Below are 26,445 nucleotides of genomic sequence, written 5' to 3'. Positions count from 1 at the left end.
TTAGAAGTGGCGGAGGTAGGTGGCGCCGGACTCATCGGTGAAGGTGAGCTGGCTGGGCTGGATGTCGGTGAGGCGGAGGCCAAGGGAGGGCTCGACGAGATCGTTGATGCGGAAGAGGCGGTCGTTGAGGATGGCTTTGTTCCCCGTATCGGAGATGCGGATGCTGGTGACGCGGAGGCGGTCGATGAAGGACTGGATGCGCGTGCCGAGCTTGATGGCGGGGGCGGGCTCGGGCGGCGTGGGAGCGGGGAGAGTGACTGCCACCGGAGGTGCGCTGACGACGGGCGCGGTTGTCGGTGATGAAGCTTCGGTGGACGTGATGGGAGATGAAGTCGCGGGCACGGCGGTTACGGGAGCGGTGGTGGGGGCGCTGACCGGGGAGGCGAGTGGAGCCGGTTGTGTGGGTTGGGGGAGCGTTGCAACGGGAGGCGCGGGGAGCGGGGCGGGCTCGTCTTTGCGCACTACCAACAGGATGACGGTGGTGGAGATGGCGGCAGAGAGCAGGGCGATGCCGACGCAGATGAGGGCGATTTTGCCGACGGGGGTTTTGCCTTTGCGCGGGGCGGACGGGATCGAGGCAGGGCCGGTGGCGCCGGATGGGGGCGGGGTGGTGTCGCCGTGCCGGTTCTGGGCTTTTTTGAGGGCGTCGTTGATGAGGCTCATGGCGGGCGAAAGGGTGGGGCAATTTAGTCGGTGAGTTTTTTCACGTCGATGATCGCACGGCGGACGTCCCAGTAGGAGATCTCGTCGGACTCTCGGATGTAGGCGGAGAGGAGGGCCTTGTCGCAGAGGTTATTCACGACGCGGGGAATGCCGCGGGAGAATCCGTGGATGCGGCGCATGGCCCAGGAGGTGAAAAAGGGGCGGCCGTTCCAGCCGGCCTTGGTCATGCGGTGGTTCACGTAGTGGGCGAGGTCGTACGGGTTGAGGGGTTCGAGTTCGCAGTGGACGAGGATGCGCTGGCGGAGCTGGCGGAGTTCGTCGCGCTTGATGATGTCTTTCAGCTCGGGCTGTCCCATGAGGACGATCTGGAGGAGTTTTTGTTTATCGGTTTCGAGGTTGGAGAGGAGGCGGACTTGTTCGAGGACTTCGAAGGAGAGGTTCTGGGCCTCGTCGATGATGAGGACGATGTCGCGGCCGCGCTCGATGCGTTCGAGGAGGATGCGGTTCATCTGGAGGACGAGATCGTGGGGGTCGTCGGCGTCGGTGGTTTCGCCGAGTTCCTGGAGGATGGCGCGGAGCATCTGGGTCTCGTTGACGCGCGGGTTGACGATAAGGGCGGTGTCGAAGCGGGCGGGATCGAGCTCGTTGAGGAAGCGGCGGCAGAGGGTGGTTTTTCCGCAGCCGACCTCGCCGACGACCACGATGAAGCCCTTGCGCTGCTCGACCCCGAATTTGAGGTGTTGGAGGGCTTCCTGGTGGGTGGGTGAAAGGTAGAGGAATTTCGGGTCCGGGGTGATGTTGAACGGCATCTCCGAGAATCCGTAAAAGCTCTGATACATGTGGGTTTGGAGTATTGGCGGGCGTCGGGAAACGCACGCTAAATTCATGTGCGAGGGGCGAAGTGGGCTGGGTTTTGAAAGCTCCTTTACATCACGGGGCGGCGGGCGTTTATCTGCGTCACTCTAACGCCGTGAATTTGCGCCGACTGATCGTTGTTCTCTACCTGCTATTGTTCGTGGGCATCGCCATTGGCTCGGGCGTGTTTTTCTGGAGGTCGCGTGAGGAGTACCAGCATCTGCTCAAGGCGGAGCAGATGGCGAAAGTGCAGCTGGCTGAGGCACAGCAGAAACTGAAGGAGCAGGAGACGGTGCTGGAGCGGCTGCGGAACGATCCGGCGTATGTGGAAATGGTGATACGCCGGCAGCTCGGCTACGCGAAGCCGGGCGAGAAGATTTTTCTTTTTTCAGAGCAGGACGAGCGGCTTTTCCGGACGGAGCCTAAGCGCTGACCTGATCGTCGTGTAGGGGACCGAATAAGCATTGCCCTAGTGCGCGGGCGTTCCTGAATTTCGGCGCACATCGTTTTTCTTTCATGGCCACACCCTCGATCATCGAAGCTTTCGAACGCGCCGGACAGGGACAGGTTTTCGCGTTTTACTCCCAACTCGATGCAGCCGCGCAGCAGCGGTTGCTCGCCGAAGCCGCCGAGATCGATCTCGCGGAAGTGGAGCAACTCAACCGCACGTTGCTTGGAAAGAACGCGGCGACGGTGAATCTCGACGGACTCGCGCCCGCGCCGTTTGCGCCGCTGCCTGAGAATGGTGGCAACGCGGATGACTGGGCGAAGGCGAAAGCGGCGGGCGAAGCGGCGCTGCGCGCGGGACGGGTGGCGGCGTTCACCGTCGCGGGCGGACAGGGGACGCGGCTCGGTTACGATGGGCCGAAGGGAACTTATCCGGTGACGCCGCTGAAGAAGAAGACGCTGTTTCAGGTCTTCGCGGAGAAGATCCGGGCGGCGGCGATTCGTTATGGGAAACCGATTCACTGGTTCATCATGACGAGTCACGCGAACCACGAGGCGACGGAAGGGTTTTTCAAAGAGAACACGTTCTTCGGTCTCGATGCATCGCTGGTGCATTTCTTTCGGCAGGGCCGGATGCCGGCGGTGGATTTTAATGGGAAGATTTTGCTGGAAACGACGGGAACGATTGCGATGAGCCCGGACGGGCATGGCGGTTCGCTGCGTGCGCTCGATCGCAGTGGCGCACTCGATCTGATGAAGCGCGAAGGGATCGATACGCTGAGCTATTTCCAGGTGGATAATCCGCTGATTCGCGTGATCGATCCGACGTTCATTGGCTTTCACCTGCTGCGCGGTTCGGAGATGAGCAGCAAGATGGTGCCGAAGGCGTATGCCGAGGAAAAGGTCGGGCATTTCTGCACGCAGCATGGGAAGAACGTGGTCGTGGAGTATTCGGATCTTCCGGCGAGTTATCAGAAGGAAGTGGACGAGAAGACCGGGAAGCTGCGGTACATCGCGGGGAGCGTGGCGATCCATATTTTCGACGCAGCGTTCATCCGTCGCATGGCAGCTGGTGGCGAAGGTGTGGCGCTGCCGTTTCACCGTGCGGATAAGAAAATTCCGACGGTCGATGCCGCAGGCAAAGCGGTGAAGCCGGAGAAGGCGAATGGCGTGAAGTTCGAGATGTTTGTCTTCGACGCACTGCCGTTCGCGAAGAATCCCGTGATCATCGAGGCGAAGCGCGCGGACGATTTCAGTCCGGTGAAAAATGCCGAGGGACTCGATTCGCCGAAGACCTGTCGCGAAGACCAGCTGCGTCAATTTGCGCGGTGGTTCAAAGCCAATGGCGCGGCGGTGGCCACCGATGCGAGCGGGCTGCCAAACGTGGCGGTCGAGGTGTCGCCGCTGTTTGGGTACGACGAGGATTCGTTTGCGGATCGCTGGGCGAAGGCAGCCACGAAGCCTGCGATCACCGACGGGCTCTATCTCGAATAAGACGCGCCGCGCATTTCCGCCTCATCACTTCCCCTGAGTTTAACCTCTATCGCCTCACCATGACCACGCTCGAAAAAATCAACACCGCCGCGAAATCCAATCAGCTGCTTCCCAGCACCGCTGAAAATCTGGGAGTGTGGCTGAGCGCTGCGCTTCCTAGTTGGGCGAGCGGCAGCATCGCCGAGCTTGTCGATAAACAGGCGTGGTCGGAGCTGAACGACCGCTTTTATCGGTATCTGGAGTTTGGCACGGGCGGGATGCGCGGGCGGACCGTTGGCGTGGTCACAGCCACGGCAGAGACGGGCAAGCTTAGCGCGCAGGGCACGCCGGAACATGCGGCGGTGGGCAGCAATGTGCTCAACGATTTCACGCTGGTGCGCGCGACGATCGGGCTTTTCCGGTACACGCAGAAATTCCTCGCGAAGGAGAATCGCTTCGAGGTGCCGAAGCTCGTGATCGCGCATGATGTGCGGCATTTCTCGCGGCATTTTTGCGAACTGGCGGCGTCCACCTGGACGCGTCTCGGTGGCAGCGCGTTTATTTTTGAAGGACCGCGCTCGACGCCGCAGCTGAGCTTCACGGTGCGTTACTTGAAGGCGCACGCGGGTGTGGTGATCACGGCGAGTCACAATCCGCCGCATGACAATGGATTCAAAGCGTACTTCGAGGACGGCGGACAAGTGGTGCCGCCGCATGACAAGGGCGTGGTTTCTGAAGTGAACGCGGTTCCGCTAGCGGAACTGGGCACGTATTTGGAGAAGAGTCTCGCGGGCGTGATCACGCTCACGAAGGCGGCGGACGATGCGTATCTGGCGGTCGCGGCGAAGGCTGTGATCGACGGCGAGGTTTTCAAGAAGACGAAGCTCAAGGTGGCGTTCACGAACATCCACGGCACGGGTGGAATTGCTTCGGTGCCGCTGCTGCTTCATGCGGGCGCTGAGGTACATGAGGTGCAGACGCAGGTGGCGTTCGATCCACGTTTTCCAACGGTGAAATCGCCCAATCCAGAGAACGCCGAGGCGCTTTCGCTCGCGGTGAAGCTGGCTGAGGAAAAAGGATTGGATGTCGTGATGGCGACCGACCCGGACTGCGATCGCATGGGCGTCGCGGTTCGGAATAAAGAAGGCAAGATCGAGCTGCTCACGGGCAACCAGATAGGCGCGATGCTGGCGGCGTACCGCATCGGCAAGTACAAGGAGCTCGGCTGGATTCCGCAGAATGGAGGCTCGTCCTCTGTGCTTGTGAAGACGTTTGTGACCTCGCCGCTCCAAGATGCGATCGGACACGGGCATGGCGTGAAAGTCGTGAACACGTTGACCGGCTTTAAGTGGATCGCGGCGAAGATCCGCGGCTACGAGGAACAGTTGAAGGCGAAGCTGCTGACGACGGAAGGCATCGCGCTCGATTACGATGCCACGCCGTTTGAGACGCGTGCGAAGCTGCTTCAGAAGTACTCGTCGTTCTATCTTTTCGGCGGCGAGGAGAGCTACGGCTATCTCGGCAACGACTATGTGCGCGACAAGGATGGCAACGCGGCGTGTCTGATGTTCGCGGAGCTTTGCGCGTACGTGAAGAGCTGCGGGCTGACGGTGCCGGAGTATCTCGACGAGATTTACCTGAAGTATGGGTTCTACCTCGAAGGGGTCATCAACCTTTACTATGAAGGCGCGAGCGGTGCGGCGAAGATCAAGCGCATCCTCGATACGTATCGTTCGGCTCCGCCGGCGAAGTTTGGCGATGTGGCGGTGGCGAAGTTCCAGGACTTCGGGCGCGAGAAGGTCATCGATGCGGACGGCGAGACGATCCCGTCGCAGGATCTTTATTTCGTGACGCTGGCCAATGGCTACAGCTTCGCGGCGCGTGGCTCAGGCACGGAGCCGAAGATGAAGTTCTATCTGTTCGCATCGGGTAAGGCCGGAAACGCGGCGGAACTTGCAGCGACCAAGACGCAGGTGAAGGCCGAGTTGGAGCGCGTGAAGGCGTTCATCGAAGCGGAAGCGAAGCAGCGTGCGGAAGGCTGAGCGGCGGATTTTTAAGCACAAAAAAGCGCGGTGAATCGCCGCGCTTTTTTTATCGGTCAGAGAGAGTGGTAATCAGGGTTTAGTGTTTTCCTTTTCCTTCTCTTTCTCCTCTTCAGTGGCAGAGAGTGTGCCGGTGCGGAGCAGGGTGGAGATTTTTGTTTGTTCGAATGGTTTCGCGAGGTAGGTGCGGACACCGAGATTGGCGAGGGCGACGATTTTATCGCGATCCTGAGCGGCGGAGGTGGCGATGATTTTTAGAGAACGGAGATGCGCGTCTTCACGTACACGGCCGACGAAGGCGACGCCGTCCATCTCGGGCATGACGAGGTCGGCGATGACGATGTCGGGACGGAGGCCGCGTTGCAGGCGGGTGAGTGCGTCCTGGCCGTTTTTGGCGGAGACGACCTCCCAGCCTTCTTCGGTTTTGATCATCGCTTCGAGCGCGGTGCGGGCGATGTCGTCGTCATCGATGATCAGAGCGGTTTTCGCGAGGAGGTTACGCGAGGCGAGCTGAGGGTTGGCGGCGGCGGCGGCGAGGAAGGGCTGGAGAATGGCGCGCGATTTGGCGGGGTCGTAGGGCTTGAGGAGGTAGCCGGCGATCTGGAGTTTCGCGAGGGCGAGAATGGTTTCCTTGTCGCGCGTGGCGGAGGTCATGATGACTTTGAGGCCGCGCAGGAGCGGGTCGCGCCTCATGCGTTGGAGGAGCTCGAGTCCATCGACGTGGGGCATGCGGATGTCGAAGATGCAGAGGTCGGGCTTGAGGCCGTCGCAGAGTGTGTCGAGGGCGGCCTGGCCGTTTTCCACCTCGATGAGTTCGAGGTTGGGTTGTTCGCCGATGAGTTCGCGGAGGGCGGTGCGTTCGATTTTGTCGTCGTCGGCCAGGAGGATTTTCATGTGGCGGAAAAAGGAGTGTTCGAGCCGTCGCGTTGGTGGCGGGCCAGCAGTCCCGCGAAGAGAGTTTCGGCGTGGGCGAGCGGGGCAAGCAAGTCTGCAAGCTGGCCTGCGTCGGCGAGTTTTTCCAGTTGCGCGGCGATTTCGCTGAGCTGGCGCGCGTGGATATAGAGCGAGGTGCTTTTCACGGAGTGGGCGGCGCGGGCGAAGGTGGAGGCGTCTTTGTTCTTCAGCGCGGTGTGCATCTCGGCGAAGCGGCCGGTGGTTTCCTCGAAAAACAGGGAGACGATTTTCGGGCTCACGGGTTCTTCGGTGCGGCGGATGGAGGCGGGCTCTTCGAGCATGGCGAGGAGCTCGGCTTCGGTGAGGCCGGCGGGAACGATGGTCTCGCCGGGGTCGGCGGCGAATCTGGCGTGGATGACGTCGGCAAGGGCGCGGTGAAAATCGGCGCGGCGGAGCGGTTTGGCGAGGAAGTCGTTCATGCCGGCGGCGAGGCATGCATCGCGGTAGGCGATGGAGGCGTTGGCGGTGATCGCGATGATGGGAATCAGCGGCTGGCGGACGCCGCGCTCGCCGGCGCGGATGGCGCGGGTGGCCTGGAAGCCGTCCATGACTGGCATGCGGTTATCCATAAGCACGGCGTCGAAGTCGGCGGCGGCGAGTTTTTCGAGGGCTTCGGCGCCGTTGAGGGCGAAGGCGATGGTGTGGCCCATTTCCAGCGCCTGGCTTTCGGCGATGGCGCGTTGGACGGCGTCGTCTTCGGCGCAGAGGAGGCGGAGGGTGCGCGCGTGGGGAGGGAGAAAAGCGGTGTCGCTGTGAGGCGTGGCGAGCTCGAGGAGTTGGTTTTCCGAGGCGACGGCGAGCGGGATTTGCACGGAGAAGGTCGTGCCTTTGCCGGGCGTGCTGTCGACGGAGACGGCGCCGCCCATCTGCTCGATCAGGCCTTTGACGATGGAGAGGCCGAGGCCGGTGCCGCCGTAGCTGCGGGTGGTGGAGGCATCGGCCTGGACGAATTTGCCGAACAGTTTGGCGCGGGCTTCGGGGGAGATGCCGATGCCGGTATCGGTGACCTGAATGCTGAGGGGAATTTTCTCGCCGATCTCGGCGGTGCGTTGGAACGCGACGGTGATGCCGCCGGTGGCGGTGAACTTGATCGCGTTGCTAAGAAAGTTTGCGAGCACCTGGCGGAGGCGGGTGGGATCGCCGAGAAGGGCGACGGGCAGCGCAGGATCGAAGGTCCAGCGAAGGAAGAGTTTTTTCGCCTCGGCGCGGAGCTTCATGACTTCGAGCACGCGGAGGAATTCGTCCTGCACGCGGAAGGCGATGCATTCGAGGTGGAGTTTGCCGGATTCGACTTTCGCGGCGTCGAGGATGTCGTCGAGAATCTCCAGCAATGCTTCTGCGCTGCTGTGGGCCATATCGGTGTGGCGGCGCTGGTCGGGAGACTGGTTCTGACGGCGGAGAATTTCCAACATGCCGATGACGCCGCCGAGGGGCGTGCGGATCTCGTGGCTCATGACGGCGAGGAACTCGCTCTTGGCGCGGTCGGCGGCCTCGGCAGCTTCTTTGGCTGCGAGGAGGGTGCGTTCGTAATTTTTAGCCTGGGTGACGTCGGTGCAGATGCAGACGAAGCTGCGGACGCGGCCGGCGGTGTCGCGTACGGGATTGGTGGTGACGTGCCAGGTGATCCGGCGTTTGTCGGGCCGGATGTAATCGGCGTCGAAGTGGGCGGGTTTGCCGAGGGCGGTTTCGCGCATCGCGTTGGCGACGAGGGGGCGGACGGATTCGGGCCAAAGTTCGACGAAGAGGCGGCCGATGACCGTGGAGGCGGGACAGCCGAGGGCGACGAGACCGCGCTGGTTGACGGTGAGGCAGCGGCCGTCGAGATCGAGCATCTGGATACAGTCGGGCGAGCCTTCGACGAGGGTGGTGTTGCGCTGTTCGGAGAGCGCGAGGTTATCCATCTGGTCGCGGATGCGTTCCTGGGCGTGGAAGGAGAGGAGCAGGAGGGAGAGAATGAGCAGGACGATGAGGGCGACGGGGAGGCGTTCGCGGAGGATGGCGGCGTTCCAATCGGTGGCGGAGATGTCGAGCTCGGCGTTGATGGAGCCGCGGCCGTGACCGAGATCGGCGAGAGGGACGGAGCCGATGATCCACAGGCCCCAGCGATCACGGACGGGGCCGAGGACGAAGGGCTGGCGGGAGCTCATGGCGGCGACGTAATCGGGGGCGGCTTCGGTGTAGAGCTGACCGGGCGGGGAGTAGTCGGGGGATTCGGGGGATTCGGAATCGACGACGAAGTAGCACTGGCCGTCGAGCAGGCCGGCGAGGAGCACGAAGCGGAGATCGGGGCTGGCTTTGCGCAGGGCGATCATGCGCGCCTTGAGTTCCTGATACGCGAGGTTTTCCAAGTCGCGGTCGCCCCAGTCGAGCGATTGGGCGAGCGCGGGAGGGATGGCGGCGGCTACGAGCTGGCAGCGTGCGAGGACGTCGCGGCGCATGGCTTGATCGCGGCGCTGACCGATGGCCTCGGCGGCGATCCAGCCGGAGGCGATGGTGGCGCAGGCGATGGTGATCCAGAGAGTGCGGCGGGTGCGCCAGGCGGCGACGCGTTCGGCGGCGAGATTGTTTTGAGCGCGACGTCCGTAGCACCAGCCGAGGCTGATGGAGATCAGTGCGGCGAGCGCGGTACCGGCCAGAATGATACTTTCGGAGCGGAGGATGGCGGCGGTTTCGGTGAAGATCGCGCAGGCGGTGAGGCCGGTCATGCCCACGAACATCGCGAGGGCGGCGATTTTCCAGCGGAGGCGTTCTTGGGGCGTGGTGGCGGAGCGGCGTAATTGCCAGAGCGCGTACGAGGCCCAGAGACCGCCGAGTGGATTGAGCAGCACGTAAACCCAGTAGAGCGACGAGCGGGAACTCAAAAAAGAAACGGCGGCCGCGATCAGGAGGAGCGGCAGGTGAATCCAACGGCCGGGGCGGTCGCGGTGACGTGACGCGGTGAGGCAGCGGGCGAACTCGATAAGAAAAAGGCAGGAGACGCCGAGGATGAGGGGTTCAACGGCGGCGAGAGTTTCGGAGATGCGCAGATCGACGAGGCGGAGCATCTCGAACCAGGCGTGCAGGCTTCGGCTGAAGCCGAACCAGCCGAGCCAGCGCCAGGCGGGTTGTTGATCGACGCGACCGAGAGAGCGCGCGGTGAAGCCGGTCAGGGCAAAGGCGATGCCGGAAATAAACAGCAGGTAGTCCTGATTTATTTCGAGAAAGGCGTTCATGCGTGCAGTGAAAAATCGGGCATGAAAGCCCGGCTTTAGTTATCGGCACGGGCGGGGTGTTTTGAGGGTAAAAGGTTCGCTAGGCGGGTGGGGGCGGGCGCAAAAAAAGCGGCTCCGGTGAGGGAGCCGCTTGGTGAGGGATGATTCGAGTGCGTATCGACTTAGACGAGCAGGAGCGCGGGGCTTTCGATGAGCGTTTTGAGCGCGTTCAAGAACTGGGCACCGACGGCGCCGTCGAAGACGCGGTGGTCGCCGGAGAGCGTCACGGTCATGGTCTGGCCGGAGACGATCTGGCCGTTTTTGATGACGGGCTTGGCGACGGCGGCGCCGACCGCGAGGATCGCGGAGTTGGGCGGGTTGATAATGGCGGTGAATTTCGGGATGCCCATCATGCCGAGGTTGGAGACGCAGAAGGTGCCGCCAGTGTATTCGGCTGGTGCGAGTTTCTTGTCCTTGGCTTTTTTGCCGAGGGCTTTGGCCTCGATGCTGATCTGGAAGACGCTCTTTTGGTGGGCATCTTTCACGACGGGTGTGATGAGGCCGTCGTCGAGGGCTACGGCGAAGGCGACATGAGCGGCGCCGAAGTAGCGGATCTGGTTGCCTTCCCACGAGCTGTTGACGGCGGGAACGCGACGGAGGGCTTCGGCGCAGGCTTTGAGGACGAAGTCGTTGACGGAGAGTTTGACGCCTTCCTTTTCGAGGCCGGTGTTGAGTTGCTGGCGAACGGCGAGGAGTGGCTCGGCGTCGATCTCGATATCGACGTAGATGTACGGAATCGTGGTCGTGGACTCGACCATGCGCTTGGCGATGACGGCGCGCATGTTGGAAACGGGCACGGCGCGCTCTTCTTGAATCGGGCCGGTGCGGGAAACGGCGCCGCCGGTGAAAGGGGTGGAGGGAGCGCCAGTGGCGGCGGGCTTTGCGGAGCCTGCTTTGGCGGAGCCCGATTTTTCGGCGGCGAGAACGTCGGCGCGGACGATGCGGCCGCCGGGGCCGGAGCCGGTGACGCGGGAAGGATCGATGCCTTTTTCGGCGGCGAGCTTCTTCGCGAGGGGGGAGATTTTGACGCGTTCGCCGTCTGCACGAGCGGGGGCGGAGTGTGCGGCAGCGGCGGGTTTTGTCTCTGGCTGTGGTACGGACTCAGGGGCTTTGGCTGGGGCCGGAGCGGACTCAGATTTGGGCGCGTCTTTTTTGGGCTCTTCCTTGGCTGCTGCGGGAGAGGCGGGTTTGCCAGCGGGAGCTTCGACATTTTCGCCGGGTTTTCCGACGGCGCAAAGAGGGGCGCCGATGGCGAGCTGGGTGCCGGCGGGAGCGAAAATCTTCAGGAGCGTGCCGTCGTAGAAGCACTCGAGCTCCATCGTGGCTTTATCGGTTTCGACCTCGGCGAGCATCGTGCCTGCGGTGATGACGTCGCCTTCTTTTTTGAGCCATTTGACCAGCGTGCCCACCGTCATGGTGTCGCTGAGTTTGGGCATTTCGATGATTTGAGCCATGGAGAGAGTTTAACGCGGACGGAGGTTAAGTTAATCGCGAAGACGCAAAGAGGCGAAGGTCGGAGCGAAGGATTTTCGTGAGCTTAGCGACTTCGCGAATCGAGATCGGATTTTTTAGGCGACCGCTTCGATGGCGGCTTTGATGATGCGGTTGGGGTTGGGCAGCTGCTCAACTTCGACCGGCGGGCTGTAGATGGCGGGAGCATCGACAGTGGCGAGGCGGTGGATCGGGCCGTCGAGATGATCGAAGGCTTCGCGCTGAATCATGTGCGAGAGTTGCGAGCCGACACTGGCGAAGGGTTTTTGTTCTTCGACGATGAGGACGCGGTTGGTCTTCTTGACCGAGGCGAGCACGGTATCGATGTCCAAAGGACGGATCGTGCGGAGGTCGACGATCTCGACGGAGATGTCGTGTTCTTTTTCGAGAACCTCGGCGGCTTTGAGCGAGTGGATGACGGAGCGGCCGTAGGTGACGATCGTGAGGTCGGTGCCTTCGCGTTTCACGTCGGCCTTGCCGAGCGGGATGAGGTATTCTTCGTCGGGGACTTCGCCCTTTTCGCCGTAGAGGATGGTGTTCTCGAGGAAGAAGACGGGGTCGTTGTCGCGGATGGCGGACTTGAGCAGGCCCTTGGCGTCGTACGCGGTGGACGGGACGACGACCTTCACGCCGGGGTGGTTGGCGAGGACGTTCTCGGGGGTGTGCGAGTGGGTGGCACCTACGTTGGTGCCGCCGTTGGCGGGGCCGCGGATGACGATGGGGCAGCAGATCTGGCCGCCGGACATATAGCGGACGTTGGCGGCGTTGTTGAGGATCTGGTCGAAAGCGACGGAGTAGAACGACCAGAACATCAGCTCCATGACGGGGCGGATGCCGAGCATCGAGGCGCCGACGCCCATGCCGATGAAACCGGCTTCAGAGATGGGCGTGTCGACGATGCGCTTGGGGCCGAATTTTTCGAGGAGGCCTTCTGTGACCTTGTAGGCGCCGTGGAAGTTGGCGACTTCTTCACCGAGAACGACGACGTTTTCGTCGCGGGTGAGTTCGTCGGCGAGGGCGTGGCGGATGGCTTCGCGGTAAGTGATCTGTGGCATGGGAGCGGGAGGCGGAAAATTTTATGTGGAAAGCTGGAAGGCTGGAATCGGCAGGAGGAAAAGAAGTCTAAGTTCAGGTTCCTGATTTCCAGTTTTCCGCATTTCGGAAGAAGATTTTTAGTCGAAGAAGAGGCGGCCTTGGGATTTGCGCTCGGAGGGATTGTCGATCTCCCAGTAAACATCCTTTTGGATGTCTTCGACGGTCGGATACGGGCTGGCGTCGGCGAAGTCGGCGGCTTGATCGGCCTCGGCACGGGCCTCGGTGTTGATCTTCTCGATGAGCTCGGGAGTGAGGACGTTTTCAGCGACGAGCATTTCCTGGAATAGCGTGATCGGATCTTTCGTGCGCTGGTACTCCTCGATCTCGGTTTTGTTGCGGTAGGTCTTGTCGGGATCGGCGACGGAGTGGCCGCGGTAACGGTAGGTCTTGATCTCGACGACGGCGGGGAGCGATTGCTCGCGGGCGCGGGTGAGGAGGGTATCCATCTTGTCGCGGACTTCGTAGAGGTCGTGGCCGTTGATGACGTCCCACGCCATGTCGTAGGCGTCGGCGCGGCGGGCGAGTTCACCGGCGGAGGAGCGGGCCTGGCTGGTGCCCATGGAGTAGCCGTTGTTTTCGATGACGAAGATGACGGGGAGGTTCCAGAGGGCGGCGAGATTGTAGGCTTCGTGGACAGCGCCTTGGTTGACCGCGCCGTCGCCCATGAACGCCATGGCAGCGCCTTTGAGGCCCTTGTATTTCACAGCGTAGGCGAGGCCGGTGCCGAGGGGGATTTGTCCACCGACGATGCCGTGGCCGCCCCAGTAGTTACGCGATGGATCGAAGTAGTGCATCGAGCCGCCCTTGCCCTTGGAGCAACCGGTGATCTTGCCGTAGAGCTCGGCCATGAGGGGCTTGGTGTCCATGCCGACGGCGATGGCGTGCCCGTGATCGCGATACGCGGTGATGACGTGGTCGTTCTTGCCCATCAGCGAGCAGCAGCCGACGGCGACGGCTTCCTGGCCGATGTAGAGATGGAGGAACCCGCCGATGTTGGTGCCGCCGGCGCTATTTTTGGCCTGATAAGAGCGGAGACTGCGCTCTTCAAAGCGGCGGATGCGCACCATTTTCCGGTAGAGCTCGATGCGCTCTTCGGCGTTGAGCTTGGCGTTGATTGGAGCGCTGCGGCTCGTGGAGACGGCGTCCTTTTTATCGGTGGTGGCAGTTGATTGGGTACTCACAGGCGAAGTGGGTAATGGGTTCAAAAGGCGGAGTTTTTGTCGGTGGGGGGATAAATCAAGTGAATTGTCCCCGGCGGACGGGTCGGAAGTGGCGTGCTGAAGCGGAGCTTACAGGTGTGATGAATTTCATCGGGTGCTATGCGGACAGTTCATGACGCGGCGGGACCGGATCGATTGGTAAACGAAGGCGTGGGGATGATTTCTTCTATTTCGATTTTGAGTGGCTGAGCGGGATCGCAGTTGGCGCGGAAGGCGACGAAACGGTCGCTGTGTTTGTCGTAGATCGGCCAGAGGGCGGTGCGGTCGGTGGCGGGAAGCGGGATTTCGTCGATCTGGGCTCGAGTGAAGAAGCCGAAGCGGCCCTCGTGCATCTCGGGCGGGAGCGCGGCGATGGGTTTGCGGCAGCGGAAGAGGAAGAGCAGCCAGTGGCTTTCGCCCTCGTAGGCACGCTCGGCGATCATGCCGAAGAGGTGGAGGTCGGCGATGGTTATGGCGTGCCCGGTTTCCTCGTACGTCTCGCGGACGGCGCATTCGTAGGGGGATTCGCCGGTGGCGGTTTCGAGTTTGCCGCCGATGGGGCTCCAGACACCGAGATTCGGCGGCTTGGCGCGGAGGAGCAGCAGGTGTTCGCCGGCGGCGTTTTCGATGAAGACGAGGACGGCGATTTTGTAGGGAATGGCGGGAGCGGACATCGGCAGTGAAGAATTAAGAGAAGAATGTGGAACTCAGGAAGGCTGGAAACAGAGAGGTGAGTAAAGCGATGGGGAGGTGGGGATGAGTTGAGGATTTTTTGAGGTTTGCGCCGGACGAGACGAAAGGTTGGCTGCGGAGATCATGGCAAAATGGCTCCTGGTCGATGGGTTCAACCTCGCTTATCGCTGCTTTCACGCGTTGCCGGAGCTGACGCGCGCAGACGGTTTTCCCACGGGCGCACTGCATGGATGGGTGAAGTCGTTGTGGAAGCTGAACGACATGGAGCGGCCGGAGGCGACGCTGGTGTTTTTCGATCTCGGTGGTTCGCAGGACCGGCTGGCGTTGCATCCTGAATACAAGGCGCAGCGCGCGGAGATGCCAGAGCCGCTGGTGAAACAACTGCCGCTCATCAAGTCGCTGACGCGGGCGATGGGCCTCGTCGGAATCGAGCAGGATGGCGTGGAGTCGGATGATTTACTGGCGTCGCAAGCGGTCGCGTTGGCGAAGGCCGGGCACGACGTGATTATTGTGAGCTCGGACAAGGATTTCGCACAGATCGTGAATGAGCGTATCAAGATCATGCTGCCGCCGCCGACGGCGAATCCGAAGCTGGGCTGGCGGCTGCTTGATGTGGTGGGTGTGGTGGAGAAGTTTGGCGTGCCGCCGAGCCAAATCGCCGAGTATCTGGCGCTGGTTGGGGACACATCGGATAACATTCCAGGACTCAACGGCGTGGGGCCGAAGACGGCGGTGAAGTGGTTGGAGCTTTGCGGATCGCTCGAAGGCGTGATCGCGCGGGCGGGGGAGTTGAAGCCGGACCGGTTTCGCGAAGTCGTGGTGGCAGAGGCCGAGCGACTGCGGATGAATCTGAAACTGACGACGCTCAATCTGGCGCTGCCGACCGTGGCGGCGGAGAAGACGGCGGTGCGGACCGATGAGTTGCTGCGCACGCTCGAAGAGATGGAGATGAAATCGACGCTGGCAGAAGCACAGAAGCGTTATGGTGGGCAGGGTGAGTTGTTCTAAGCCGGGCGTGTGGTTGATGTGTTTGTGCCGTTGGGTTGAACGCTTGTGGCTGGGCATGAAAAAGGCCGCGTGGATGACGCGGCCTTGGAATGAGCTTGGAACGAAACGCGAAGCTGCTGGCGTCGCGGATTACTTCTTCGCCATGGGCGGATTCGTTTGCCGTGCGGCGATTTCTTCGCGGCCTTCTTGAGAGACGCCCTGTGGGTCGAAGATGTAGCCGACGCTGTGAACGGTGCGGAAGGAGTCGAGGTTGAGGCCGTTGGCGCGGAAGAGTTCGCGGACCTTGACGATGTACTGGTCGAGGGAGCGGCTTTTCACGTCGGCGTGGATGCCCCAGACCGAGTGAATCAGGGCCTTGCGCGTGATGACAACGCCTTGGTTTTGATTCAGGTAGGAGAGGATGCCGAGTTCCTTGCGGCCGATCTTGGTGACGACTTTATTTGGGAACTCGATTTCGAGGCGGATGGGCGTGACCTTGGCGCCGCAGAAGTCGAAAGCCTCGTCGCTGATCTTGGCGTTTTTGGTGACGTTGAGATCGGCCATCGATTCGGCGCGGCGGAGGACTGCGCGGATGCGGGCGACGAGTTCGGGGTAACTGAAGGGTTTGGTGATGTAGTCGTCACCGCCCATATCGAGGCCGCGAATTTTATTCGTCTCAAGGGCGTTACCGGTGACGAAGATGGTGGGGATGGAGATGTCGCCCTTCTTCAGTTCATCGAGGAGCTGGAAGCCTGACTGGTCCGGGAGGTTGACGTCGAGGAGCAGGAGGTTGGCGAAGTTCTTCTTGAGGAAGCGGGCGGCAAGGGCGCAGCGGTTGTACCACTGGGTTTGCATGCCGGCTTCTTCGAGGTGGATGGTGATGAGTTTGGCCAGTTCCTCCTCGTCTTCCACTATCAGGATCAGGGGCTTTGGAGCGGATCGCATAAAGTGTGGCGCTGCTTAAAGCGCTTTGGGTTTTTTACAACTGACAGACCTCCTGTCAAAGGAAAGTTGTAAAAAGCCAAACAAACTATCGGCGAGGAGTGATATAACTGAAGTGCACTTTTTGTCCTGTTGGGTGACGGGCAGGTCACGGCGTGAAATAGACTTGAAGCAGAAGTGAGCGGTGTGTGCCTTGGCCGCTGTGTCTGATCAAACGCCGCTTCTGATGCTCGGACTGCCGAAGGGCAGCCTCGAGGAGTCCACGAAAAACCTGTTCGCCAAGGCAGGTTGGAAAATCACCACGAGTTCGCGCTCCTACAAACCGTCTATCGACGACCCGGAGCTGGATGGACGTTTCGTGCGTGCCCAAGAAGTGAGCCGTTACGTGGAGCATGGGTTTTTCGACTGCGGGCTGACCGGCCAGGACTGGGTTCTCGAAAACAACTCCGACGTGGTTGAGGTATGCGATCTGATCTACAGCAAGGCATCCACGCTCAAGTCGCGCTGGGTGCTGTGCGTACCGGAATCATCGCCGGTCAAAACCATCAAGGATCTCGCGGGCAAACGTGTCGCGACGGAGTTGATGAACACGACCAAGCGCTTCTTCGCCGAAAAGGGCGTTGTGGCCGACATCGAATTTTCTTGGGGCGCTACGGAGGTCAAAGTTCCCGATCTCGTCGATGCGATCGTGGATATCACTGAGACGGGGTCGTCGCTGCGCGCGAACAAACTCCGGATCGTCGAGACGCTCCTCTACACGAACACCAAGCTGATCGCCAACAAGGCGAGCTGGGCGAATCCGGCGAAGCGCAAAAAAATCGAGACCATCGCGCTGCTGCTCGTTGGTGCGCTGGAGGCGCACTCGAAGGTCGGCCTGAAACTGAATCTTCCGAAGGCGGCGCTCGAGTCCGTAATCAGCAAGTTGCCGTCGCTGCGTAATCCGACCGTCTCGCAGCTCAGCAATCCGGACTGGATCGCGCTCGAGACGATCATCGACGAAAGCGTCGTCCGCGAAATCATTCCGCAGCTCAAGTCGCTCGGCGCCGAGGGCATCGTGGAATATCCACTGAACAAGGTCGTCTATTGAAAAAGCGCGCGGGCTGCGTTCGTTCGTAGTCTGCACGGCTGGTTTGTTTGTTGTGCGAATGCTCTCTGACCGAGTCGCGTGTCGACGCGGTCGCTAAACCAAAACTCTCATGTCGAAAGTCACGCTCGGTCTCCTTCAACACGCCTGCTCCGCGAATCCCGCGGAGAACCTCAAAAAGTCCATCGCGCTTGCCGAGAAGGCTGCGAAGCAGGGCGCTCAGATCATCTGCACGCAGGAGCTGCTGTGCTCGCAATATTTCTGCCAGAGCGAGGATCATGAGCATTTCAAACTCGCAGAGCCGATCCCCGGGCCGAGCACGAAGGCGTTTCAGAAGATCGCGAAGAAGCATGGCGTGGTGATCATCGCGTCACTCTTCGAGAAGCGGGCGTCGGGTCTTTATCACAACACGGCGGTCATTATCGATGCGGACGGCTCGCTGCTCGGCATTTACCGGAAGATGCACATCCCGGATGATCCGCTGTTCTACGAGAAGTTCTACTTCACGCCGGGCGACACGGGTTTCCGTGCGTGGGATACGAAGTTCGGCCGGATAGGCGTGTTGATCTGCTGGGATCAGTGGTATCCCGAAGGCGCTCGCCTCACGGCTATGCAGGGCGCGGAGATTCTTTTTTATCCGACGGCGATTGGCTGGCATCCGAAGGAGAAGGCTGAGTACGGCGTGAATCAGCACGGCGCGTGGGAGACGATCCAGCGTTCGCACGCGGTCGCGAATGGTTGCTACGTCGCGTCGATCAACCGCATCGGCCACGAGGTGATTAAGAGCGTTGGTGGCGATGGCTTGGAGTTCTGGGGCCAGAGTTTCGTCGCGGGCACGAGCGGGCAGATTCTGGCGAAGGCCAGCGTGGATAAAGAGGAAGTCCTCATCGTCCCGGTGGAGCTCGGGAAAGTGGATACGACCCGCACGCACTGGCCGTTCCTGCGCGACCGTCGCATCGATGCGTACGGCGATCTCACCAAGCGTTTTATCGACCGTCCGCTTTAACTTTTCCCATGGCTGCCGCCTCTGCTTCGAAGACGTTGAAAACTAAAGAAACCGCCACGCCTGCCTCGCTCGGCTTTCGGATGCCAGCCGAGTGGGAGCCGCAGACGGCAATCTGGCTTTCGTGGCCGCATAAGCGCGCGTCGTGGCCGGGATTTTTCCGGCCGATCCCGTACAAGTTTGCGGAGATCGTCGCGACGATCAGTCGTTTTCAAGAAGTGCGCATCAACATCGCGAAACCGCTCCAGAAGCGCGCGTGGTCGTTGATCGAAAAAGCCAACGCAGATCTGTCGAAGGTAACGTTCTACGATCATCCGACGAATGACACGTGGTGCCGCGATCATGGACCCATCTTCGTGAAGAACGACAAGACCGGCGAAGTCGCGGTGACCGATTGGGACTACAACGCGTGGGGCGGCAAATATCCGCCGTTCGACAAAGACAACGAGATCCCCCCGAGCATCGCGAAGAAGCTGAAGATGCGCCGCTTTGAAAAAAAGATGGTGCTCGAAGGCGGCTCGATCGACGTGAATGGTGCGGGGCTGCTGCTCACGACCGAGGCGTGCTTGCTCCATAAGAACCGCAATCCCGATCTCACGAAGGAGCAGATCGAGCAGAACCTGCGCGATTATCTCGGCGTGCATACGATTCTCTGGCTCGGAGATGGCATCATCGGTGACGACACGGACGGACACATCGACGACCTGAGCCGTTTCTTCCGCGAGGACGGTATTGTGACGGTCGTCGAAACCAACAAGCGCGATAAGAACTATAAAATCCTTCAGGAAAACCTGGAGCGTCTGCACATGTTGCGCACACCGGCGAAGAAGAAGTTCAAGATCGTCGAACTGCCGATGCCGAAGCCGTCGTTCTGCGATGGGCAGCAACTCCCGGCGAGTTATGCGAATTTTCTCATCATCAACGACGCGGTGCTGATGCCAGCTTTTCGCCAGCCGAAGAAGGACGATGAAGCACTCGAAGTGCTGGCTGACTGTTTCCCTGATCGTGAGATCATCCCGATCGACTGCCTCGACCTCGTGTGGGGTTTGGGGACGCTGCATTGTATTTCGCAACAGCAGCCCGCCTGACGTGTCCCAGATCGCATCTTCTTAAACTCGTGAAAAAAATCTCCGCGCTTCTTCTCGCCGCCATCGTACTCGCCGTCACTGGCTGCGAATCCGGTTCCCGTTTTCAAACCGCATTTCGCGAGCGGATTTCGCCGACCTTCCGGCCGCATGTCGTGAAGGCTGAGCAGAAGCCGGCGTATGAGGCGGCTCGTGTGGCTATGAAGAAGATGAATTTCACGTTCACGAGTGGCGGCGCGGCCCAAGGGAAGATGGAGGCGATCAGTGCGCTTCAGACCGGTGAAGGCCCGCGTGCGGCCCGGCAGGTTTCATTGAGCGTGAAGCTGGCTCCGGCGGCCAATGGAGGCACGGAGGTTTCGGCGATGTTCTTCGAGATTTTAGAGAACGAGTTCAGCAAGCGAGATGGCTCGGGTACATCGACGCCGATGCCGGACTCGCCGTTGTACGAAGTGTTTTTTCGTCATCTGGATGCGGCACTGGCTCAGCCGGCGGAGTGATTATGAGTGCTTGCGCGCCTAGTTCGATCAGCCGGGGCGCTGGCGATCAGGTGACGCGCCGTGAGCGTCGCCAAAATACAAACACGCCTGCGCTGAGCATGAGCAATGCGCCGTAGGTCGCGGGCTCAGGGACCGGCGTGATCTGTTTATCGTAGCTCTGCCATTTCGTGTCGTTGACGGAGAAGCCGGAGAAGACGATCTGGTTGAGCGGCGCGGAGCCTTGAGCGCCGCCTGGACTGGTGAGCGCGTAGAAGTAGTCGATGGTATCGGTCCAGTTGTTGATCGTGAGAGTGACGCCCACGTCTATCAGGAAGCTGCCGGTGGTGAGCAACGAGGCGGTGTTGGCACCGAAATCGAGGACTGAGTCGCCGGTGATGTGGAGCACGCTGGTGCTGAGATCGTAGCCGTTGAGCGCGAGTGTGCCGCCACTGAGGCGCATCGTGCCCGCGTACGTGAGGTCGGTACCGAGCGTGAATGTGCCGGTGCCGGTTTTTTCAAATATGCCAGCGCCGGTGAATGAGCCGGAGAATAGAGTCGAGGTGTTGTCGCCGCCCGCGATGAGTGTGCCGGTGCCGAAGGCGACGGTGCCGGCGCCCGCGAGCGAGCCGATGGTCTCTGTCTGGTTGTTGAGATCAAAGGTAGCTCCGCTGGCTACGGTGAGTGCGCTGCCGTTGGGAATCACGCCGCTGGTGCCAAGGCGCAGTGTGCCCTCGGTGATGACGGTTTTACCGCCGTAGTTGTTGCTGGTGCTGCCGAGGGTGAGCGTGCCTGTGCCCTGTTTCTGGAGACCGATGGCGGTGGAGGCGGTCACGTTGTTTTCGAGCCGCACGTTGACCGTGGCGGAGGCGCCGCCTGCGACGATGATGTCGGGAGTGGAATCGGAGAGACGGATCGAGCCGCCGTTCGTGGTGTTGAAAGTGACGTTGCCCTCCTGCACGAAGATCGCGCCCGTCTGGATGCTGGTGCTGGCGACATCGACAACGTAGGTGCCGGTGGCGTTGGTGCCCGCGCTGAAGACGGCGACCGCGCCGTTGGTCCAGTTGCCGGGAGTGGAGGTGCCAGCGGCGGAACTGGTCCAGTTGCTGCGATTGGTGCCGCTGGTGGCCCAGATGCCGTTGGGTGTGGTACCAGCGCCGGTGGAGGTGCCGTTGCGATCCCAGAAGAGTGTGGTGGCGGGCTGGACGATCTGGATGGCGTTTACCGGAGCGCGATAGACGCCGTCGATGGTGTATTCGCCGGTCGCGGACAGCGTGAACGAGCTGCTCGTGAGTCCGGAGAAGACCATGTAATTGCCCGACTGCGCGGCGGCGTGCGAGCCGGGATCGGCGGTGGCCGTTCCCTGGATGAATGTGCCGGTGAAGCTGCTGCTGTCTTTGACCCAGTAGGATTGCGCGCCGATCTGGAACAGGCCGGTGCGGGCGTTTTCGTCGCCGTTGGTGTACACGATGACGTCGTAGACCGGCGAAGAAAGTCCGCTGACGGTGATGCCGGTGGAGCCTTCGTTGACGTTGAAATCGAGGTAGCCGCGCATGAGGCGGTTGTTGCCTGCGGTGTCCGTGATCGCGGGATCGGCCCAGGTGTTGAGCGAGTTGTAGCTGACGCTCAGCCCGGAAACGGTCGCGCCGGAGTTGTTGACCAGCGTCGTGTCGCTGCCGCTGAAGCTGGTGAGGTTGTTCCAGTTGGTCTGGGCGATCGCGCCCGCGTTTTCGGCGGAGCCCATCGAGGAAACGGATACGCCGGAATAGCCGCCGACGAAATTGAGCCCGATGGTGACTTGAGCGCTCGCGGTGAGCGGTGCGAGCAGCGCCAGCAGCAACGGAACGCCCGAGCTGCCGTGACGGTGGCGGGCTGTCGGGAGCGGGCGGTTGAGGTGGAGCAGGGGCATCTGAGGGATCTTCCTCAGTTTGTGAAGTGCCTGTGTGCTGGCAAAACCTCGGGAGGCTAGCGGGGAGAATTTACCTCGGGTTTACCCGCGCTGAGGCTGCCGGCGTGCGAATAGAATCAGCGCCACGCCTGCGATGAAGACGAAGAACGAGTAGAAGGTTCCCCGGCTGAAGGTGTTCCAGACGAGGGAAGCATCGGGCTCGCGGAACACTTCGCCGATGACACGCATGATAGAATAGCCGATGAGAAATTCGCCGGAGAGCTGGCCGGGGTGTGTTTGCAGCACGCGGTTTTTCCAGACGCGGTGCTGCATGTAGGCGAAGAGCAATGCGCCTTCGAGGAGTGCCTGGTAGAGTTGCGACGGATGGCGCGGCATGGGGCCGCCATCGGTGTTCACAAAAATGACGGCCCAGCGCACGGTGGATTCTTTGCCCCAGAGCTCGCCGTTGATGAAGTTGGCTATGCGACCGAGCATAAGGCCGAGCGCAGCGGTGGAGGTGATCAAGTCGCCGAGGTGGAGGAATGAGACTTTGGTTTTCCGGGAGAACCAAATCAGCGCGAGCGTGACGCCGATAAACGCGCCATGGCTGGCCATGCCGCCTTCCCAGATACGGAAAAAACTCAGGGGATCGGAGAGGAGCAGCTCCGGATGGTAGAGCAGGAACGAGCCGAGGCGTCCGCCGAGCATCACGCCGATGACGATGATGAGGAGGAGGTCGCCGTTTTGTTCGGTTGTGAGCCGAGAGCGGCCGGTGCGTGTGTAGCGGTGCAGGAGCCAGAGCGCGCAGACGAAACCGAGCACATAGGCGAGGCCGTACCAGCGCACGCCGCGCGTTTCGGAAAACTGGAGAAACGGGACGAATGGACTCAAGTCGTGTGTCCAATGGGCGAGCGTCAGCATGGGGGGGAGTTCATCGCAGCTCGTCGCGAGTGAGCCAAGCGGAGAGTGCGCGGTGAGGCGTCAGGCGAGACGCGAATCGAACTGAAACGCGGTATGCTTCGTCAGCTGAACTTGGGCGAAGTCTACGTGTTGCGGATTGAGAAGGTAGTTGAACTCGCCGAGGACGACGGCGCTGGGGACGCGCAAGACGGCGCTCCGGCCGGAGCGAATCCACTCGGCGCCGAAGTTTTGCGTGGTGTGGCCATACGGATACACACGCCAGTCGGCGGGGAATTTGGATGGATGCTCGATGAGCGATTCCGGAATCAAGGCGGAGGCGATGACCCAATCGTGGGCGACGAAATCGCTGACCTCCTCGACGTGAACGAGCACCTCAAGCGCGGCGAGCGCGCGGGATTCGGCGCAATAAACTGCGCGTACTCCCGGCGGGCTCCAGCGAGCGCCGCGGCGAAAGGCGCCTTCGCCATCCCAGAGCGTGGCGGCACGGCGTTTCGACGCCAGGCGCCAGACGATGATGTTACTCACGAGAAGACGCCGTCTTCAAAGCGCTCAAGGACGGCCTCGACCTCGCGGGCACCGGGCTCGGTTTTGGCGAAGTCGAGGGGCGTGCGGCCGCCGAGGACGCGGAGCTTGCGATTAAGCCAGGCACGCGTGCTCTCGTGGGTACCGAGGGTCTGCTTCGCGCGATCGTACAGACGCATGATGCGCACAGCGCGCTCGCCCTCGGGGACATTAAGGCGGGCCTTGCTGGCGACGCGGCGTGCGTAGGTGCGGGGCGGAATGTGAACGAGCTTGGCGAGCTCATCGATGGTGAAGCCGACCTTGCGGCCGAACTCGACGAGATCGAGGACGGGCAGGCCCTCCTCGACGCGCATAGCGAGCTCGGCGTTGTTGGCGGTGCTCCAATCATCGGGATAAACGACTTTCTTCATGTGGCGGAGTATGGGGTGCCAAATGGCAGAAATCAAGTGAGAAGACGGGATTTGGGGGAGGTGACATGAAGCATGAAGGACGTGCTGGCGACTGACTGGCCGTTGAGTAGCAGCTCTATGCGGTGCTCGCCGGCGTAGTGGGTGCGGGTGGTGAAATTTTGGAAACGCTGGGATTTTTTCAGCGAGACCCGGCTGCGGGCGGGGAGGTCGAACTCGGAGAGCTTGAAAACCTTTCGGGAGAGATCGCCGGATTTTTTCACGTAGTGAACGGCGTAGTCGGCGACGATGCGTTGGGATCGGGAGCTGGTCGATGTGACGTCGTAGGAAAATGACAGGCGGTCGCCGAGGGTGATGGCGGGGGCGGAGAGCGTTAAGTTTTCAACGCGGACGAATGCGCCGGGTTTTACGCCGAAGAGGGCGAGCGCTTCGGGGTGGCCGGCTTTTATCAACGTGCGGAGGGCGCGGCGGGCGATCCAGGCGGTGTGCGGGTTTTTCGTGGTCCAGCGGCGGAGCGTGGCGAGCGTCCAATCGGGATGATCCTTGGTGATGTCGTTGAGGTGATTGGCGACGGATTTGCGGACGTAGAGGGAATCGTCGGCGCGGAGGTTTTCGAGGATCGGGGCGACGGGAGAGGGATCGGCGATCAGCGCGGGCAAACGGAAAGACCAGGGCAAACGCGGGCGGCAGCCTTCGCTGGCAAGGCGGCGGAGGTGTTCGTTTTTATCGAGCGACCAACGTTCCATGACAGCGAGTGTGCGCGGGAGATCGCGTTTGAGGAATTCGCGGATGGCGAACTCGGCGGAGCCGAAGCGCGTGAAGAATGCGAGCGCGTCCATCGACGCGTCGAAATCGTCGTGACCGTAGAGGCCAACGAAGTCGGGGAGAACAAGCGTGACGAAGTTGTGATCGAAGCGCGGAGCGAGTTTTTTGAGAACTGCGAGCGCTTTGGGGTAGTCGGCGGGAAGCGTGGCGCTCATCGCTTCGGAGGTACGGCGGATGCGTTGGAGGAGGCTGCGCTCGTCGAGGCCGGGGAGAGTGTGGGCGAGGAATTTTTTGCGATCGAAGCGAGGCGTGAGGGACGCGAGCTCGTCGGCGAACCAGCGGTAGCGGGCGGCGTTGAACCACTCTTTGAGGGCGGGGGCGTCGGACATGGGCGGCGAAGTCAGTCCTCGCCGGCGCTGGAGTCAGCATCGGTTTCAGCGGCTCCGGGCGTGGCGTCGAAGAAGCCCTCGTCTTCGAGGATGGACATGACGCCGTCGGTGACGTGTTTGCGCTCTGTCTCGGTCAGGGAGTTGTGCTGAGCGGTGAGGAGTTCCTGGATACCGGCGCGGGCGTCGGCGCGGCCGGTGAAACCGTCGAGGAAGTCATCGGCCTGGGCGGCGATTTCGTCGATGAGGGCACTGAGATTCATGCGCGGCCAATCTATGGGTTTTCGCGGCGGCGCAAGCGAAGTGACGAGAGCTTGTTTAGTTTGAGTGGATGAAGTGTGGACGATAGGCATGAAAAAGCCGCGCTGGTGGGCGCGGCTTCGGTGGATGGACGAGTCGCGGATCAAGGTCCGGCCCTGCGAGGAAAAGCTCAGCGGCTGAGCTGGGCTTTGAGGAATTCGACGGAGCCGCGGACGGAGGCGTCTTGCTCCATCATGTTGTCCACGGCTTTGCAGGCGTGGATGACGGTGCCGTGGTCGCGGCCACCGTAGGCGTCGCCGATTTCCTGGAGGGAGTGCTTGGTGAGCGTGCGCGTGATGTACATCGCGATCTGGCGGGGGATGGCGATGTTGTTGGGGCGGCGTTTGCTGGTCATGTCGCTGTGGCGGATCTGGTAGTGATCGGCGACGCGTTTCTGGATCGTCTCGATGGTGAGCTGGTTTTGCGCCTGCTCCATGAGGACGTCCTGCAGGAGCATCTCGGTCGTCGCGAGGTCGATGGGTTTGCCCGTGAGGCTGGAGTAGCTGGCTACTTTGATCAGCGCGCCTTCGAGGCGGCGGATGTTTTTCGAGATGTTTTGCGCGATGAAAGTGGCGACGCCGGGAGGCAGCTCGAACTTCAGGGTGGCGGCTTTGGTGCGCAGGATGGCGACGCGGGTTTCGAAGTCGGGCGCCTGGATGTCGGCGGGCAGGCCCCATTCGAAGCGGGAGACGAGGCGGGCTTCGAGTTTTTCGATCTCGGAGGCGCGGCGGTCGCTGGAGAGGACGATCTGTTTCGAGGACTCGAAGAGATCGTTGAAGGTGTGGAAGAATTCTTCCTGGATGCGCTCTTTGTTGCCGAGGAACTGGACGTCATCGAGGAGGAGGACGTCGACGTGGCGGTAGCGCTGGCGGAACTTGGGAAGGGCGTTTTCCTGGAGGGCCTGGATAAACTCGTTGGTGAATTTTTCCGTGGAGAGGTAGGCGATCTTGGCGTGCGGGTTGTTCTTCAGGATCGCGTGGCCGATGGCGTGCATCAGGTGCGTTTTGCCGAGGCCGGTGTCGCCGTAGATGAAGAGGGGGTTGTAGGCTTGCGCGGGGGCCTGGGCGACGGCCATGGCGGCGGCGTGGGCCATCTGGTTGTTGTTACCGACGACGAAGGTTTCGAAGGTGTTGCGGGGGTTGAGGCCACCGGCGATGCCGGTTTTTTCGTCGTAACGCGGGGCGCGGCGGACAGGTGCGGCGGTGGTTTTGATGCGGCTGCCGGCATCGGTGGTGGAGGCGAACGGAGCGCTGGAGCCGTCGAGATCGACCTTCTTGAGCTTCACGGTCATCAGGCGACCGGTGCTGAGGCGGAGGCGCTGGACGATGAGGTCGAGGTAGTTGTCGTTAATCCAGATGGCGGCGAAGTCGTTGGGGACGCCGAGGGTCAGGGAGTCTTCGGCGGATTCGACGCAGACGATGGGTTCAAACCACAGCTTGAAAACATCCTCGGGAAAAAGGGTTTTGAAATCACTTTTGACGGTTTCCCAAAGGCTGGGAGACGAGGAAACAGAAGGCAT

At 61.4% G+C, this 26,445-nt stretch carries 24 protein-coding genes; 8 read left to right on the top strand and 16 right to left on the bottom strand.

Annotation, left to right across the window (positions count from 1 at the left end):
* Together CMV30_RS00120 and CMV30_RS00115 are read right to left on the bottom strand one after the other, a co-directional pair.
* Window positions 1–663 (bottom strand): hypothetical protein, encoded by a 663-nt coding sequence (locus CMV30_RS00120; protein WP_096054140.1) that lies wholly within the window; start codon window positions 661–663, stop codon window positions 1–3.
* A 23-nt stretch (window positions 664–686) separates the two neighbouring features.
* Entirely contained in the window at window positions 687–1,502 is an 816-nt protein-coding gene (locus CMV30_RS00115; protein ID WP_096054139.1) for an ExeA family protein, read from the bottom strand.
* Between the two features lie 131 nt (window positions 1,503–1,633).
* Between CMV30_RS00115 and CMV30_RS00110 the strand changes: the two genes are divergently transcribed.
* The 3 genes from CMV30_RS00110 (at window position 1,634) to CMV30_RS00100 (ending at window position 5,480) form a co-directional block, all read left to right on the top strand.
* The gene (locus CMV30_RS00110) at window positions 1,634–1,951 is read left to right on the top strand and encodes an FtsB family cell division protein (RefSeq protein ID WP_096057527.1); all 318 of its coding nucleotides are present in this window, start codon (window positions 1,634–1,636) and stop codon (window positions 1,949–1,951) included.
* 83 nt (window positions 1,952–2,034) lie between these two features.
* Entirely contained in the window at window positions 2,035–3,459 is a 1,425-nt protein-coding gene (locus tag CMV30_RS00105; protein WP_096054138.1) for a UTP--glucose-1-phosphate uridylyltransferase, read from the top strand.
* A gap of 59 nt (window positions 3,460–3,518) precedes the next feature.
* Window positions 3,519–5,480, top strand: coding sequence for a phospho-sugar mutase (locus CMV30_RS00100; protein ID WP_096054137.1), 1,962 nt, complete (start codon window positions 3,519–3,521; stop codon window positions 5,478–5,480).
* Window positions 5,481–5,552: 72 nt separating this feature from the next.
* Here CMV30_RS00100 and CMV30_RS00095 read toward each other — a convergent pair whose 3' ends face one another.
* From CMV30_RS00095 to CMV30_RS00070, 6 genes are all read right to left on the bottom strand, one after another.
* Entirely contained in the window at window positions 5,553–6,374 is an 822-nt protein-coding gene (locus CMV30_RS00095) for a response regulator (RefSeq protein ID WP_096054136.1), read from the bottom strand.
* Window positions 6,371–9,646, bottom strand: coding sequence for a PAS domain-containing sensor histidine kinase (locus CMV30_RS00090; RefSeq protein ID WP_096054135.1), 3,276 nt, complete (start codon window positions 9,644–9,646; stop codon window positions 6,371–6,373). Before CMV30_RS00090 ends, CMV30_RS00095 begins: the two co-directional genes overlap by 4 nt.
* A 161-nt stretch (window positions 9,647–9,807) precedes the next feature.
* On the bottom strand, window positions 9,808–11,139 hold the full coding sequence (locus tag CMV30_RS00085; RefSeq protein WP_096054134.1) for a pyruvate dehydrogenase complex dihydrolipoamide acetyltransferase: 1,332 nt from the start codon (window positions 11,137–11,139) through the stop codon (window positions 9,808–9,810).
* Window positions 11,140–11,253: 114 nt separating this feature from the next.
* Window positions 11,254–12,231, bottom strand: a complete 978-nt coding sequence (locus CMV30_RS00080) for an alpha-ketoacid dehydrogenase subunit beta (RefSeq protein ID WP_096054133.1) — start codon at window positions 12,229–12,231, stop codon at window positions 11,254–11,256.
* A 117-nt stretch (window positions 12,232–12,348) separates the two neighbouring features.
* Window positions 12,349–13,452 (bottom strand): pyruvate dehydrogenase (acetyl-transferring) E1 component subunit alpha, encoded by a 1,104-nt coding sequence (gene pdhA, locus CMV30_RS00075; RefSeq protein ID WP_096054132.1) that lies wholly within the window; start codon window positions 13,450–13,452, stop codon window positions 12,349–12,351.
* Between the two features lie 149 nt (window positions 13,453–13,601).
* The gene (locus CMV30_RS00070) at window positions 13,602–14,144 is read right to left on the bottom strand and encodes an NUDIX hydrolase (RefSeq protein WP_096054131.1); all 543 of its coding nucleotides are present in this window, start codon (window positions 14,142–14,144) and stop codon (window positions 13,602–13,604) included.
* A 142-nt stretch (window positions 14,145–14,286) separates the two neighbouring features.
* Between CMV30_RS00070 and CMV30_RS00065 the strand changes: the two genes are divergently transcribed.
* A complete protein-coding gene (locus tag CMV30_RS00065; protein WP_096057526.1) occupies window positions 14,287–15,171 on the top strand; it encodes a 5'-3' exonuclease in 885 nt (294 codons plus the stop codon).
* 129 nt (window positions 15,172–15,300) lie between these two features.
* Here the strand turns inward: CMV30_RS00065 and CMV30_RS00060 are convergent, their stop codons facing one another.
* Window positions 15,301–16,095 (bottom strand): response regulator transcription factor, encoded by a 795-nt coding sequence (locus CMV30_RS00060; RefSeq protein WP_096054130.1) that lies wholly within the window; start codon window positions 16,093–16,095, stop codon window positions 15,301–15,303.
* Between the two features lie 223 nt (window positions 16,096–16,318).
* Here CMV30_RS00060 and hisG point away from each other — a divergent pair, with 223 nt between their 5' ends.
* From hisG to CMV30_RS00040, 4 genes are all read left to right on the top strand, one after another.
* On the top strand, window positions 16,319–17,179 hold the full coding sequence (hisG, locus tag CMV30_RS00055) for an ATP phosphoribosyltransferase (RefSeq protein WP_096054129.1): 861 nt from the start codon (window positions 16,319–16,321) through the stop codon (window positions 17,177–17,179).
* Window positions 17,180–17,288: 109 nt separating this feature from the next.
* Window positions 17,289–18,182 (top strand): carbon-nitrogen hydrolase, encoded by an 894-nt coding sequence (locus CMV30_RS00050; protein ID WP_096054128.1) that lies wholly within the window; start codon window positions 17,289–17,291, stop codon window positions 18,180–18,182.
* An 8-nt stretch (window positions 18,183–18,190) separates the two neighbouring features.
* Window positions 18,191–19,267, top strand: coding sequence for an agmatine deiminase family protein (locus CMV30_RS00045; protein WP_245844347.1), 1,077 nt, complete (start codon window positions 18,191–18,193; stop codon window positions 19,265–19,267).
* A gap of 29 nt (window positions 19,268–19,296) precedes the next feature.
* On the top strand, window positions 19,297–19,761 hold the full coding sequence (locus CMV30_RS00040; RefSeq protein WP_096054127.1) for a hypothetical protein: 465 nt from the start codon (window positions 19,297–19,299) through the stop codon (window positions 19,759–19,761).
* 46 nt (window positions 19,762–19,807) lie between these two features.
* Here CMV30_RS00040 and CMV30_RS00035 read toward each other — a convergent pair whose 3' ends face one another.
* The 7 genes from CMV30_RS00035 to dnaA all read right to left on the bottom strand — a co-directional run bounded on the left by CMV30_RS00035 (window position 19,808) and on the right by dnaA (window position 26,445).
* Window positions 19,808–21,646, bottom strand: a complete 1,839-nt coding sequence (locus CMV30_RS00035; RefSeq protein WP_096054126.1) for an autotransporter-associated beta strand repeat-containing protein — start codon at window positions 21,644–21,646, stop codon at window positions 19,808–19,810.
* Window positions 21,647–21,727: 81 nt separating this feature from the next.
* Window positions 21,728–22,546 (bottom strand): prolipoprotein diacylglyceryl transferase, encoded by an 819-nt coding sequence (gene lgt / locus CMV30_RS00030; protein WP_096054125.1) that lies wholly within the window; start codon window positions 22,544–22,546, stop codon window positions 21,728–21,730.
* Window positions 22,547–22,606: 60 nt separating this feature from the next.
* On the bottom strand, window positions 22,607–23,071 hold the full coding sequence (locus CMV30_RS00025) for an RES family NAD+ phosphorylase (protein ID WP_096054124.1): 465 nt from the start codon (window positions 23,069–23,071) through the stop codon (window positions 22,607–22,609).
* Window positions 23,068–23,478, bottom strand: a complete 411-nt coding sequence (parS, locus tag CMV30_RS00020; RefSeq protein ID WP_096054123.1) for a type II RES/Xre toxin-antitoxin system antitoxin — start codon at window positions 23,476–23,478, stop codon at window positions 23,068–23,070. Before parS ends, CMV30_RS00025 begins: the two co-directional genes overlap by 4 nt.
* Before the next feature lie 32 nt (window positions 23,479–23,510).
* Window positions 23,511–24,629: a DNA alkylation repair protein gene (locus CMV30_RS00015; RefSeq protein WP_096054122.1), complete on the bottom strand. Its 1,119-nt coding sequence runs from the start codon at window positions 24,627–24,629 to the stop codon at window positions 23,511–23,513.
* Between the two features lie 11 nt (window positions 24,630–24,640).
* Window positions 24,641–24,889, bottom strand: a complete 249-nt coding sequence (locus tag CMV30_RS19170; RefSeq protein WP_138223049.1) for a hypothetical protein — start codon at window positions 24,887–24,889, stop codon at window positions 24,641–24,643.
* A 167-nt stretch (window positions 24,890–25,056) separates the two neighbouring features.
* Window positions 25,057–26,445 (bottom strand): chromosomal replication initiator protein DnaA, encoded by a 1,389-nt coding sequence (gene dnaA / locus CMV30_RS00005; protein WP_096054120.1) that lies wholly within the window; start codon window positions 26,443–26,445, stop codon window positions 25,057–25,059.

Source organism: Nibricoccus aquaticus (assembly GCF_002310495.1).
GTDB classification, from domain to species: Bacteria; Verrucomicrobiota; Verrucomicrobiia; order Opitutales; family Opitutaceae; genus Nibricoccus; species Nibricoccus aquaticus.
Note: the sequence above shows the minus strand (reverse complement) of the source record. Positions and strands in the feature narration are given on the sequence as shown.

Bases quoted from the DNA above. Each gene is read 5' to 3' on its own strand.
- dnaA (WP_096054120.1), bottom strand. From the start codon at position 26,445: ATGCCTTCTGTTTCCTCGTCTCCCAGCCTTTGGGAAACCGTCAAAAGT.
- CMV30_RS00070 (WP_096054131.1), bottom strand. From the start codon at position 14,144: ATGTCCGCTCCCGCCATTCCCTACAAAATCGCCGTCCTCGTCTTCATC.
- CMV30_RS00090 (WP_096054135.1), bottom strand. From the start codon at position 9,646: ATGAACGCCTTTCTCGAAATAAATCAGGACTACCTGCTGTTTATTTCC.
- CMV30_RS00050 (WP_096054128.1), top strand. From the start codon at position 17,289: ATGTCGAAAGTCACGCTCGGTCTCCTTCAACACGCCTGCTCCGCGAAT.
- CMV30_RS00065 (WP_096057526.1), top strand. From the start codon at position 14,287: ATGGCAAAATGGCTCCTGGTCGATGGGTTCAACCTCGCTTATCGCTGC.
- CMV30_RS00035 (WP_096054126.1), bottom strand. From the start codon at position 21,646: ATGCCCCTGCTCCACCTCAACCGCCCGCTCCCGACAGCCCGCCACCGT.
- CMV30_RS00115 (WP_096054139.1), bottom strand. From the start codon at position 1,502: ATGTATCAGAGCTTTTACGGATTCTCGGAGATGCCGTTCAACATCACC.
- CMV30_RS00060 (WP_096054130.1), bottom strand. From the start codon at position 16,095: ATGCGATCCGCTCCAAAGCCCCTGATCCTGATAGTGGAAGACGAGGAG.
- CMV30_RS00105 (WP_096054138.1), top strand. From the start codon at position 2,035: ATGGCCACACCCTCGATCATCGAAGCTTTCGAACGCGCCGGACAGGGA.
- CMV30_RS00100 (WP_096054137.1), top strand. From the start codon at position 3,519: ATGACCACGCTCGAAAAAATCAACACCGCCGCGAAATCCAATCAGCTG.
- CMV30_RS00085 (WP_096054134.1), bottom strand. From the start codon at position 11,139: ATGGCTCAAATCATCGAAATGCCCAAACTCAGCGACACCATGACGGTG.
- lgt (WP_096054125.1), bottom strand. From the start codon at position 22,546: ATGCTGACGCTCGCCCATTGGACACACGACTTGAGTCCATTCGTCCCG.
- CMV30_RS00015 (WP_096054122.1), bottom strand. From the start codon at position 24,629: ATGTCCGACGCCCCCGCCCTCAAAGAGTGGTTCAACGCCGCCCGCTAC.
- parS (WP_096054123.1), bottom strand. From the start codon at position 23,478: ATGAAGAAAGTCGTTTATCCCGATGATTGGAGCACCGCCAACAACGCC.
- hisG (WP_096054129.1), top strand. From the start codon at position 16,319: ATGCTCGGACTGCCGAAGGGCAGCCTCGAGGAGTCCACGAAAAACCTG.
- CMV30_RS00045 (WP_245844347.1), top strand. From the start codon at position 18,191: ATGGCTGCCGCCTCTGCTTCGAAGACGTTGAAAACTAAAGAAACCGCC.
- CMV30_RS00120 (WP_096054140.1), bottom strand. From the start codon at position 663: ATGAGCCTCATCAACGACGCCCTCAAAAAAGCCCAGAACCGGCACGGC.
- CMV30_RS19170 (WP_138223049.1), bottom strand. From the start codon at position 24,889: ATGAATCTCAGTGCCCTCATCGACGAAATCGCCGCCCAGGCCGATGAC.
- CMV30_RS00095 (WP_096054136.1), bottom strand. From the start codon at position 6,374: ATGAAAATCCTCCTGGCCGACGACGACAAAATCGAACGCACCGCCCTC.
- CMV30_RS00080 (WP_096054133.1), bottom strand. From the start codon at position 12,231: ATGCCACAGATCACTTACCGCGAAGCCATCCGCCACGCCCTCGCCGAC.